This is a genomic window from Sphingobium aquiterrae (assembly GCF_037154135.1).
Classification (GTDB): Bacteria; Pseudomonadota; Alphaproteobacteria; order Sphingomonadales; family Sphingomonadaceae; genus Sphingobium; species Sphingobium aquiterrae.
On record NZ_JBANFL010000001.1, the window covers coordinates 400,579 to 410,851 of the forward strand.

Below are 10,273 nucleotides of genomic sequence, written 5' to 3' on the forward strand. Positions count from 1 at the left end.
ATAGTCCTCTAAACCCGATCCGCCTGCGCCACGCATTCCAGTGACCTCAGCGCCGACACGATGCGCGCCAGATGCGCGGCGTCGGCGACCTCGATGTCGATGATGTCGGTGTGGAACGGCCCTTCGCGGTTCACCAGCTGCAGGTTGAGGATGTTCGCCTTGTTCGCGCCGAAGATGTTGGTGACGGCGGCGAGCGCCCCCGGCTGGTTCTTGACGATGACGGAGAGGCGCGCGGTGCCGCCCTTGGACTTGCTGTCCCAGGCCAGGTCGACCCAGTCGGCGTCGAGGCCGCTTTCCAGCGTCTTGCAGTCGATCGTGTGGACCTCGATCGGTTCGCCGGTGCGGCGGATGCCGACGATGCGGTCGCCGGGCACGGGATGGCAGCATTCGCCCAGGCTGTAGGCGATGCCCGGCGTCAGGCCGCGGATCGACACGGGTTCATGCTGGCGCGGATGGACTTCCTCCTCGCCCTCGCCGCTGGTCGAGCCGGGGATCAGGGCCTCCATCACCTCGGCGTCGGTCACGCGATGGGTGGCGATGGCGATCATCAGCGCCGGCCTGTCCTCCAGCTTCAGCCGCTTGAGCCCGGCGGTGATCGCCTTGGCGCCCACCTCCACCGGCAGGCGGCCGATGATTTCCTCGAACAGCTTTTCGCCCAGCGCCACCATTTCGTCGCGCTGCTTGTTGCGGATATAGCGGCGGATGGCGGCGCGCGCCTTGCCGGTGATGACGAAGGTCAGCCAGCCCGGCTGCGGCTCCTGCCCGTCGGACTTCAGGATTTCGACCTGATCGCCATTTTCCAGGTTCGTGCGCAGCGGCACGACGCGGCCATTGACCTTCGCGCCCACCGTCTGGTTGCCCAGGCTGGTATGCACCGCATAGGCGAAATCGACCGGGGTCGATCCCTTGGGCAGCTGATGCAGCTCGCCCTTGGGGCTGAAGGCGAAGATCCGGTCCTGGTACATCGCCATGCGGGTATGTTCGAGCAGCTCTTCGGCATCCTGGCTTTGCTCCAGGATTTCGACAAGGTCGCGCAGCCAGCCGGCCTGGCCGTCCGGCTTGCCTTCATGCTGCTTGTAGGCCCAGTGCGCGGCAAGGCCGAATTCGCTGTCCCGGTGCATCTCCTGGCTGCGGATCTGCACTTCGATGCGCGCATTCTCGCCATGGATGACGGTGCTGTGCAGCGAGCGATAGCCGTTGCGCTTGGGGGTGGAGATGTAATCCTTGAACCGCCCGGGCACCATCTTGTACTTCTGGTGGATGATGCCGAGCGCCTTGTAGCAATCCTCGGTCGTCTCGGTGATGACGCGGAAGGCCATGACGTCGGTCAGCTGTTCGAAGCTGATGTGCCGTTCCTGCATCTTCTTCCAGATGGAATAGGGGTGCTTTTCGCGGCCCGAAACCGAAACCTTCATGCCGGCATGGCCCAGCAGCAGCTGCAGGCCGGACGCGATGCGCGCCACCTTGTCGCCGCCGCCCTGCTTCAGCTGCTCCAGCCGCCGGGTGATGCTGTCATAGCCCTCCGGCTCCAGCTCGCGAAAGGCGAGCAGCTGCATCTCGCGCATGAAGTCATACATGCCGATCCGCTCGGCGAGCGGGGCATAGATGTCCATCGTCTCCTTGGCGATGCGGCGGCGCTTCTCCTCATTCTTGATGAAGTGCAGCGTGCGCATATTGTGCAGGCGGTCGGCCAGCTTCACCAGCAGCACGCGGATATCGTCCGACATGGCGAGCAGGAACTTGCGCAGATTTTCCGCCGCGCGCTCGTTCTCCGACTGCGCCTCGATCTTGCTCAGCTTGGTGACGCCGTCCACCAGCCGGGCGACATCCTTGCCGAACGCCGCCTCGATCTCCTCATAGGTGACGAGCGTATCCTCGATGGTGTCGTGCAGCAGCGCGGTGACGATCGTCTGGTCGTCCAGATACAGGTCGGTCAGGATGCCCGCGACCTCGATGGGATGGCTGAAATAGGGGTCGCCGCTCGCCCGTTTCTGGCTGCCATGCTTCTGCACGGAAAACACATAGGCGCGGTTGATCATCGCTTCGTCCGCGTCGGGATCGTAGCTTTTTACACGTTCGACAAGTTCGTACTGGCGCAGCATAGAAGATCACGATGTGGGAGAAGTGCGTTGCCGTGCAACAAAAAACCGCGCCGCGCCAGCGAGGAATGCCAATGATATATGCCGTTCCGGTCTCTTCGGGCGCTGGCGCGGCGCCGGCGCGAAATTTGAAGATCGCACGATTGTGATTATATTGGTCAGGATTTTGCAACCGGCACGCCTTTAGGCTATCCTTTCGGGTTATGGAGATGAACGACACGCTGCCACCCCTTCACGATCAGATGCAATGCGCTCTGCCCACCGCCCTGGAGATGATGGGTGAGCGCTGGTCCTTCCTGATCCTGCGCGGCGCATTGAGCGGCATCCGCCATTTCGAGGAATTCCAGTCCAGCCTCGGCATCGCCCGCAATATCCTGGCCAATCGGCTTGCCCGGATGGTGGAGCATGGCATCATGATCCGCGAGCCGATGAGCTGCGATCGGCGCAAGGTGGAATATCGGCTGACCCAGAAGGGGGAGGAGTTGGCGCCGGTGATGATCGCCCTGCGCCAATGGGGCGAGCGCTGGGGCAGCGGCGTCCCCTGTTCGCCCGTTCTGGCCGACCGTCGCGACGGCAAGCCGATCCAGCAGATCCGCATCTATTCCCATGATGGGCGCGCGCTCGACATCTGCGACCTGATGTGGGTGTTTTCCGACGATGCCATACCCGTCGGCGAAGAGATGGCCGCTGTCGGCTGACAGCTTCTATCGGCGGGAAAAAGCGGCTAGGCTTCTTCCGATGTCTGTAAGCCCCCTTCAGCCCAAGCCGTTTTTCGCGGACAAGAACCGCGCTTTCTGGAACCTGCAGTCGGTGGGATGGGCCGGGGCGTTCCTGCTCCGCGCGTCCTCCACCATCGCCAACGGCCAGCCGCTTTCCAGCCTTGTGCCGGTGCTGATCTCCACCGCGACGGGCTATTCGGTGACGCTGCTGATGGCGGTGATCTTCCGCATGCTGCTGAAGCAGAAGCCGATCGTCACCTGGGGCGCATCCATCGTCGCGGTGGTGATGGCATCGGGCCTGTGCGCCTTCATCGACGCCTGGGTCTTCGCCACGCAGAACCATGGCAGCGATACCGCGGGGCTGCAGCTGTTCCTGGGCGCCTTCTATCTGTCGAGCACGCTGCTGGGGGCATGGTCGGCGCTTTATTATGCGATCAACTTCTACCTGACGGTCGAGGAGCAGGCGGACGAGCTGCTGCGGCTGGAAGCGCAGGCGAGCGCGGCGCAGCTTGCCATGCTGCGCTATCAGCTGAACCCGCATTTCCTGTTCAACACGCTCAACAGCATCTCGACGCTGGTGCTGCTGAAACAGACGGACCGGGCGAATGCAATGCTCTCGCGCCTGTCGTCCTTTTTGCGCTATACCCTCATCAACGAGCCGACGGCGCAGGTCACGCTGGAGCAGGAGGTAGAGACGTTGAAACTCTATCTGGAAATCGAGAAGATGCGGTTCGAGGATCGCCTGCGGCCGGTCTTTGTCATCGACCCGGCCGTGTCGCATGCGCGCCTGCCCTCCCTGCTGCTGCAGCCGCTGGTCGAAAACGCCATCAAATATGCCGTCACCCCCAAGGAAGAGGGGGCCGAAATCTCCGTCACGGCGCAGCCTGCCGGTGAAAACGTCCGGATCGTCGTGTCGGATACCGGGCCGGGATTGAACGAAACACAGGTACGTCCACATCTGTCTACCGGCGTGGGGCTGGCGAACATCCGCGACCGGCTGGTGCAAGCCTTTGGGGAACGGCAGAGCTTCGACGCGCGTTCTACGCCCGGAGGAGGCTTCGCTGTCACCATCGAAATGCCCCTCGTGACGGAAGAACAAACGAAAGTGGCCGCATGACCATCAGAACGATCCTCGTGGATGACGAGAACCTTGCCATCCAGGGGTTGAAGCTGCGCCTTGAAGCGCATGAAGACGTCGACATCATCGACACCTGTCAGAACGGGCGGGAGGCCATCCGGTCCATCAAGACCCACAAGCCCGACCTCGTCTTCCTCGACATCCAGATGCCGGGGTTCGACGGCTTTTCCGTCGTGCAGGGCATGATGGAGATCGAGCCGCCGCTGTTCATCTTCGTCACCGCCTATTCCGACCATGCGATCCGCGCGTTCGAGGCGCAGGCGGTGGACTATCTGATGAAGCCGGTGGACGAGGACCGGCTGGCCGACGCGCTGGATCGGGTGCGTCAGCGGCTGGCCGAAAAGAAGCAGGTGCAGGAAGCCGAACGGCTGCGTGAAGTGCTGGCCGAGGTCGCGCCACAGGCGATGAGCGACTTCGCCTCCTCCAGCGAGGGCGATACCCATGTCGCCAGCCGCTATGAAAAGCTCATCAACATCAAGGATCGCGGGCAGATTTTCCGCGTGGACGTCGATTCGATCGAGCGGATCGACGCGGCGGGCGACTATATGTGCATCTACACCGCCGACAATTCGCTGATCCTGCGCGAGACGATGAAGGATCTGGAAAAGCGGCTGGACCCGCGCAACTTCCAGCGCGTGCATCGCTCGACCATCGTCAACCTCTCCCAGGTGCGGCAGGTGAAGCCGCATACCAATGGCGAATGCTTCCTAGTGCTGGAATCGGGCGCGCAGGTGAAGGTGAGCCGCAGCTATCGCGACGTGGTGGCCCGCTTCGTGCATTGATCGGGGAGGGAGACGGAGCCTGCCCCAACCGCCGCCGTGCTCCTGCGAAGGCAGGAGCCCAGAGTGGCGACGCGCAATCCGGCCCTGGGCTCCTGCCTTCGCAGGAGCACGGCGGGTGTTATCGGAACGCCTTTACCGGAACACCCATTGCCGGTTCAGCACGAACACCAGCGCGGGCGTCACGAACATCATGGCCGGGATGGGCGTCCATTCCGGCCATTTCAGGACCGAGACGGTAAGCCACACCCACAGCGCGTTGAGCGCCAGGCTGACCAGCGACACCAGGAAGAAGCGCACGCCGCGCGCCGCATGATTGTCGCGCTCGCCATGGCCGCGAAAGGTGAAGGCGCCATGCAGCACATAGCCAAGCAGCACCGCCGCGAGATAGCCCGCGCCGTTCGCAACCTGCGGATGCACATGGGCCAGCGCGGCAAGGCACCAGTAGATCGCGGCCTGCACCGCCGTCACGAAGCCGCCCGTCAGGCCATAGCGCGCCACCTGCCACAGCAGCGCCTGGCGTTCCGGCGAGAGCCAGCGATCGAAATTCATGTCAGCCCCCGTTGCGCTTTGCGCCGGCTGCTCTAATCCCCACGAGCTATGATGGAAAGCGCGAAGGGCCGCTGGAGCGGATGGGGCGGATGGAACAGGCGGCTGGTGGCCGGCGGCGCGGAAACGCTGCGCTGGGCTGACGCCAACTGGAAATTCCTGACCTTTGCCTTCTGGGTCGGCATCTGCACCTATTATCTCATCGTCCGCTGGAACCAGATCCACTGGCTGGGGTTGGGCGATACCGACGATAATATCCGCTATGTGCAGGTGAAGGACTGGCTGGCGGGGCAGGGCTGGTTCGACCTGCGGCAATATCGGCTCGATCCGCCGGGTGGCGCGAACATCCACTGGTCGCGGCTGGTGGACCTGCCGCTGGCCGGGCTGATGCTGCTGTTCCGCGCCTTCATGGATCAGGGGCTGGCCGATCGGCTGGCCTGCGGCATCGCGCCGCTGCTGCCGCTGCTGCCGCTGATGATCGCGCTGGGCTTCATCGTGCGGCGGCTGGCGCCCGGGCCGGCATGGATCGTGGCGGTGTTCCTGCCGCTTGCTGCGCAGATGGGCCTGGGCATGTTCATGCCGATGCGGATCGACCATCATGGCTGGCAGCTGGCGCTGACGGTGACGATGCTGGCGGGGATGGTGGATCGCGACTGGCTGCGCGGCGGCATCGTCGCGGGGCTTTCCAGCGCGCTTTCCATCGCCATCGGCATGGAGATGATCGCCTATCTGGCCGGCGCCGGCGCGATCATCGCGCTGCGCTGGGTGTTCAAGGAGGGCGCGGCGCGGCGGATGATCCCCTATGCGCTCAGCCTTGGCGGCGGCACCTCCATCCTGTTCGTGCTGTTCGCCAGCTATGCCAATCGCCAGCCCATGTGCGATGCGATCTCGCCGGTCTGGGTCGCCATCCTCGGCGCGGCGTCGGGCCTGATGGTCGTGCTGGCGCTGCTGCCGCTCAGGAGCTGGCCGCAGCGGCTGGCGGCGGGGATGGTCGCGGGCGTGCTGCTGGGCGCCTTTGCCTGGGCGAACTGGCCGCAATGCCTGAGCAGCGCCTATCAGATCTCGCCCGAGCTGCAGAAGCTGTGGCTCGCCAACATCCGCGAGGCCAAGCCGATCACCGCGCAGGCGCGCAATGTCGCCATACCGATGCTGGCGCTGCCGGTGATCGGCCTGTTCGCCGCGCTGGCGGCCTGCTGGGCGTCGCGCCGCAATGTCGAGCGGCTGTGGGCCTGGGCCACGGTGACGCTGATGACGCTGTTCGCGCTGGGCCTGCTGTGCTGGCAGATCCGCGCGGGGCCGGCGGCGCAGCTCCTGGCCTTGCCGGCGATCGCCTGGGCCGGCTGGGTCGCGGTGGAGGCGGTGTTGCGCGGCAGCCGCCTGAAACGCACGCTGGGCATCGCTGCCGGCCTGCTCGTGGTCAGCGGTGTTTGGGTCTATCAGCTCTATCCTGAAGCCAACATGCTGGTCGCGCGGCTGACCGGCGACAATACCGCGCAGGCCAAGCCGCCGAGCAAGGCAGTGCTGGCGCGGCGGGAGGCGGTCCGCAAGGCGGGCGGGCGGTGCCGGGCCCTGCCGGCGCTGCAGGTGCTGGACCAGTTACCGCCCGCGCTGATCTTCACGCTGGTGGACCTGGGGCCGCGCCTGATCGCGACCACGCATCACAGCGCCATTGCCGGCCCCTATCACCGCAACGGCCCGGCGATCCTCGACATCCACCATGCGATGGACGGGCAGCCGGCCGATTTCCTGAAGATTGCGGCGCGCCACCACGCCACCTATTTCCTCGTCTGCCCGAATTTCCCCGAAGGCACCGTCTATCAGGCGCGCAGCCCCAGGGGCTTCTATGCGCAGCTGATGCGGGGGCAGGTGCCGGCATGGCTGAGGCCGGTGGACCTGAAGACGGCGCTGACGCTGCCCTATGCCCTCTATCGCATCGACTATGCGGCGGGGGAGAAGGCGGTGGCCGCCGCGCCTTCAGCGCCGCCCGGCAAAAAAACCGCGCAATAGGCCGGCGGCTTCCGCTTCGCCCAGCCCGCCATAGACTTCCGGCCGGTGCAGGCATTGCGGCTGGGCAAAGACGCGCGCGCCCTGTTCCACGGCGCCGCCCTTGGGATCGGCGGCGGCATAATAGACGCGGGCGATGCGCGCATGGGATATGGCGCCCGCGCACATGGCGCAGGGCTCCAGCGTCACCCACAGGTCGCAGTCCGTCAGCCGGAAATCGCCCAGCGCCGTCGCGGCCGCGCGCAGGGCGACGATTTCGGCATGGGCCGTGGGATCATTGTCCCGTCGGTTGCGATTCTCGCCTTCGCCCACGATCCGCCCGTCATGGGTGACGACGGCACCGACCGGCACCTCGCCGGCCGCCGCCGCTGCCCGCGCCAGATCCAGCGCGCGGCGCATGGGGGCGGGCAGGGGGAAGAGATCGGCCATGCGAATCGCATAGGCGGGGCGACGATCCGCCGCAACGGGCAGGCGGCGCGCGCGGACGATCGCCATCGCTATTGCGGCTTCGTCACATTCACGGTCGGCACTTCCACCGTCTGGTTGCGGGTGCCGACGTCCACCTTCGCCACGTCCGCCCTGTAGGCGGGCAGGGTGCCAGGCTTCACCGCGACCGAAGGCAGGCTGGCGTTTCGCGTCTGTTCGATCCTGAAAAGGCCGAAGGCATAGGCGGTGCCGATCAATATCACGGCGACAAGCAGCAGTCCGGCCAGAAACCTCATCATGGCAACGCTCCCATTATGCTGCCCATTGTGCAGCACGGAAATATATGCTGTTGGGAACGCTCAGGCAGGCTGGTGGTTGCTCTTCCGCCACGATGTCTGTGCAAATTGCCGTTGGCGCGGGTTGACGGGAAAGACGTTTGCAGCTATCCGCGCCGCTTTCCCGGCCTAGGGCCGAACCAGAAAAATCGAACGATAGGGCTGATTCTTATGTCGCGCATTTGCGAGCTGACCGGCAAGGGCCGTCAGGTGGGTCACAATGTGTCCCATGCGAACAACAAGACCAAGCGGGTGTTCCTGCCGAACCTGCAGAACGTCACGCTGATCTCCGAATCGCTGGAAAAGAGCGTGAAGCTGCGCGTTTCGACCAACGGCCTGCGTTCGGTGGAGCATGTCGGCGGCCTCGACAACTGGCTGCTGAAGACCGGCGACGACAAGCTTTCGCTCAAGGCCCGCCGCCTGAAGCGCGAAGTGCAGAAGAAGGTGGTTGTCGCAGCTGCCTGATTCGCTGACGCGAACCGGATCGTGAAGAGGGCGGCCCGCAACGGCCGCCTTTTTTCGTGCCTGCGGTGGCGCGGGTGATTCGGCCAGGCTAGCCGCGATCTTCGCTGCTATCGTCCTGAGGCCCGCCGGAATTACGGAACGGGAACCGCTAAAAGGCCGGCAACGCGAATTTCAGCAGCAGGGTGCGCTCGAAGAACTGGTGATTGTCGTCCGACATTACCCACAGCACCGTCCGCCCATGTTCCTGCGAGAGCGCCAGCGCCTCGAAATTGTCGGCGAGCAGCGGCGGGGCAAGGCGCGCCAGGGGGCGTCCCACAAGCTGCGCGCCTTCCTTGAGCGGCGGCAGCACGACCCGCATCGGCACCGCCGTAAACCCCTCATGCAGCGTCACCCGGCGGTTGAGCACGATCAGGCTGCCATCGGGCAGCTGCACTGCATCGGTCGGGTGATAGCCCTGCGGCGGGTAATAAGCGAGATGCCGGGGGTGCGGCGTCGCCGGATCGGCCGGGTCGCCGGCGAAGAGCAGCACGTCATTGCCGCCATGCGGCCCGAAACCCATTTCGGAAAAGGCAAGGAAGCGCCCGTCCTTCAGGCGCACCATCGCCTCGATGCTGCCGGTTTCGGGCCAGGCCTGCACCTCGGGCCATTCGCGGCACGCCTCCACGCGGGCAAAGCCGGGCGCATAGCGGCAGATGCGCTGGATCAGCTCGAACCCCACCCAATAGCGCCCGGTTTCCGGATCATGCACCATGGATTCGGAATCCCACTTCCAGCTCGGCCAGTCGCGCTCCTCCGGGCGGGTGGGGAGCGGGGCGATGAACTGGCGGCGATTGCCCGGCGTCAGGGAAAAGCCCATCAGCGTGCCGGAATCGTTCAAGCCCAGGATCGACCCGTCGGGCTGCATCAGCATGGAGGAGATGCCGCCGAAATGCGGGTCCTGGCTGTGCAGCACCCAGCCGCCCAGGAATGGCAGCATGCCCGCCCGCCGGACGGCCGGATCGCCGCTGTCCAGCGGCACGGCCCGCGCGCTCACCAGCAGCGCGCCCGCTATGACCGGCGCGGACTTGGTTTCATGGGCGGGGGGCAGCAGCAGGGCGGCGAGCAGCAGGATCATCAGGATGCGGGCCATATCCTCCAGGGGATAGGGGATTTGACGGAGGCGTCCAGCCCGTATCTGTTGCCCGGCGCGCGATGTGCGGCTCCGGCCGCCCTTTTCATGAACAACCGCTGACATCCATGTTCAGCATGGGCTCAAGCCCGGCGATGCAGAAGGGGGGCAGTCGAAAGGAGCACAGCGTCCTTCGATTCGCTGGATTGAGGCATTGGAGCAACGCCATGAAGAAGAGCATTCTGATCAACATAGGCGCGGCGCTCGCCATGGGCGTTGCGTCCTTCGCGGCCACCGCAACCCCGGCCGCCGCGCGCGACGGCTATTATCGCCATTATGACCGGGGCGATTATTATCGCGGGAATCGTGGCTATCGCGGCGACCGCTATTATCGCGGCGGCGGCAATTATAATTATGGCGATCGCGGTTATCGCGGCTACCGGGGCGGCTATCGCTGCCGGGACAGCGGCACGGGCGGCACCATCATCGGTGCGATCGCCGGCGGCCTGCTGGGCAATGAAGTCGGCAAGGGCAGCGGCGGCCGCTATGATCGCCGTGGCGATGGCACCACCGGTGCGATCATCGGCGCCGGCGTCGGCGCGCTGGCCGGTCGGGCCATCGACCGGGATTGCTGAACATCCACCCTGCATG

At 65.2% G+C, this 10,273-nt stretch carries 11 protein-coding genes; 6 read left to right on the top strand and 5 right to left on the bottom strand.

Annotation, left to right across the window (positions count from 1 at the left end; all coding sequences use genetic code 11):
* Positions 1-8: 8 nt before the first annotated feature.
* Entirely contained in the window at positions 9-2,102 is a 2,094-nt protein-coding gene (locus tag WFP78_RS01850; RefSeq protein ID WP_336958057.1) for a RelA/SpoT family protein, read from the bottom strand.
* Positions 2,103-2,302: 200 nt separating this feature from the next.
* Between WFP78_RS01850 and WFP78_RS01855 the strand changes: the two genes are divergently transcribed.
* From WFP78_RS01855 to WFP78_RS01865, 3 genes are read left to right on the top strand one after another with little or no spacing between them, the layout of a single operon-like run.
* Complete coding sequence (locus WFP78_RS01855) at positions 2,303-2,797, top strand: winged helix-turn-helix transcriptional regulator (RefSeq protein ID WP_419722885.1); 495 nt, start codon at positions 2,303-2,305, stop codon at positions 2,795-2,797.
* 40 nt (positions 2,798-2,837) lie between these two features.
* Complete coding sequence (locus WFP78_RS01860) at positions 2,838-3,935, top strand: sensor histidine kinase (RefSeq protein WP_336958064.1); 1,098 nt, start codon at positions 2,838-2,840, stop codon at positions 3,933-3,935.
* Positions 3,932-4,738 carry a LytR/AlgR family response regulator transcription factor gene (locus tag WFP78_RS01865; RefSeq protein ID WP_336958066.1) on the top strand — a complete coding sequence of 269 codons (807 nt, stop codon included), beginning with the start codon at positions 3,932-3,934 and terminating at the stop codon, positions 4,736-4,738. The genes WFP78_RS01860 and WFP78_RS01865 overlap by 4 nt, the downstream gene beginning before the upstream one ends.
* A gap of 132 nt (positions 4,739-4,870) precedes the next feature.
* On the opposite strand, the gene WFP78_RS01870 is transcribed toward WFP78_RS01865, so the two are convergent.
* Entirely contained in the window at positions 4,871-5,287 is a 417-nt protein-coding gene (locus WFP78_RS01870) for a GtrA family protein (protein WP_336958068.1), read from the bottom strand.
* Positions 5,288-5,338: 51 nt separating this feature from the next.
* Here WFP78_RS01870 and WFP78_RS01875 point away from each other — a divergent pair, with 51 nt between their 5' ends.
* Positions 5,339-7,291, top strand: a complete 1,953-nt coding sequence (locus WFP78_RS01875) for a hypothetical protein (protein ID WP_336958070.1) — start codon at positions 5,339-5,341, stop codon at positions 7,289-7,291.
* Here the strand turns inward: WFP78_RS01875 and WFP78_RS01880 are convergent.
* Complete coding sequence (locus WFP78_RS01880) at positions 7,259-7,717, bottom strand: nucleoside deaminase (protein ID WP_336958222.1); 459 nt, start codon at positions 7,715-7,717, stop codon at positions 7,259-7,261. The genes WFP78_RS01875 and WFP78_RS01880 overlap by 33 nt on opposite strands.
* Positions 7,718-7,785: 68 nt before the next feature.
* Positions 7,786-8,010: a hypothetical protein gene (locus tag WFP78_RS01885; RefSeq protein ID WP_419722891.1), complete on the bottom strand. Its 225-nt coding sequence runs from the start codon at positions 8,008-8,010 to the stop codon at positions 7,786-7,788.
* 210 nt (positions 8,011-8,220) lie between these two features.
* Between WFP78_RS01885 and rpmB the strand changes: the two genes are divergently transcribed.
* The gene (rpmB, locus tag WFP78_RS01890; protein WP_336958074.1) at positions 8,221-8,514 is read left to right on the top strand and encodes a 50S ribosomal protein L28; all 294 of its coding nucleotides are present in this window, start codon (positions 8,221-8,223) and stop codon (positions 8,512-8,514) included.
* Positions 8,515-8,662: 148 nt separating this feature from the next.
* Here rpmB and WFP78_RS01895 read toward each other — a convergent pair whose 3' ends face one another.
* Positions 8,663-9,643 (bottom strand): esterase-like activity of phytase family protein, encoded by a 981-nt coding sequence (locus WFP78_RS01895; RefSeq protein WP_336958076.1) that lies wholly within the window; start codon positions 9,641-9,643, stop codon positions 8,663-8,665.
* Between the two features lie 206 nt (positions 9,644-9,849).
* Between WFP78_RS01895 and WFP78_RS01900 the strand changes: the two genes are divergently transcribed.
* On the top strand, positions 9,850-10,257 hold the full coding sequence (locus WFP78_RS01900) for a glycine zipper 2TM domain-containing protein (protein ID WP_336958078.1): 408 nt from the start codon (positions 9,850-9,852) through the stop codon (positions 10,255-10,257).
* Positions 10,258-10,273: the final 16 nt, after the last annotated feature.

Bases quoted from the DNA above. Each gene is read 5' to 3' on its own strand.
- WFP78_RS01850 (WP_336958057.1), bottom strand. From the start codon at position 2,102: ATGCTGCGCCAGTACGAACTTGTCGAACGTGTAAAAAGCTACGATCCC.
- WFP78_RS01855 (WP_419722885.1), top strand. From the start codon at position 2,303: ATGGAGATGAACGACACGCTGCCACCCCTTCACGATCAGATGCAATGC.
- WFP78_RS01860 (WP_336958064.1), top strand. From the start codon at position 2,838: ATGTCTGTAAGCCCCCTTCAGCCCAAGCCGTTTTTCGCGGACAAGAAC.
- WFP78_RS01865 (WP_336958066.1), top strand. From the start codon at position 3,932: ATGACCATCAGAACGATCCTCGTGGATGACGAGAACCTTGCCATCCAG.
- WFP78_RS01870 (WP_336958068.1), bottom strand. From the start codon at position 5,287: ATGAATTTCGATCGCTGGCTCTCGCCGGAACGCCAGGCGCTGCTGTGG.
- WFP78_RS01875 (WP_336958070.1), top strand. From the start codon at position 5,339: ATGGAAAGCGCGAAGGGCCGCTGGAGCGGATGGGGCGGATGGAACAGG.
- WFP78_RS01880 (WP_336958222.1), bottom strand. From the start codon at position 7,717: ATGGCCGATCTCTTCCCCCTGCCCGCCCCCATGCGCCGCGCGCTGGAT.
- WFP78_RS01885 (WP_419722891.1), bottom strand. From the start codon at position 8,010: ATGAGGTTTCTGGCCGGACTGCTGCTTGTCGCCGTGATATTGATCGGC.
- rpmB (WP_336958074.1), top strand. From the start codon at position 8,221: ATGTCGCGCATTTGCGAGCTGACCGGCAAGGGCCGTCAGGTGGGTCAC.
- WFP78_RS01895 (WP_336958076.1), bottom strand. From the start codon at position 9,643: ATGGCCCGCATCCTGATGATCCTGCTGCTCGCCGCCCTGCTGCTGCCC.
- WFP78_RS01900 (WP_336958078.1), top strand. From the start codon at position 9,850: ATGAAGAAGAGCATTCTGATCAACATAGGCGCGGCGCTCGCCATGGGC.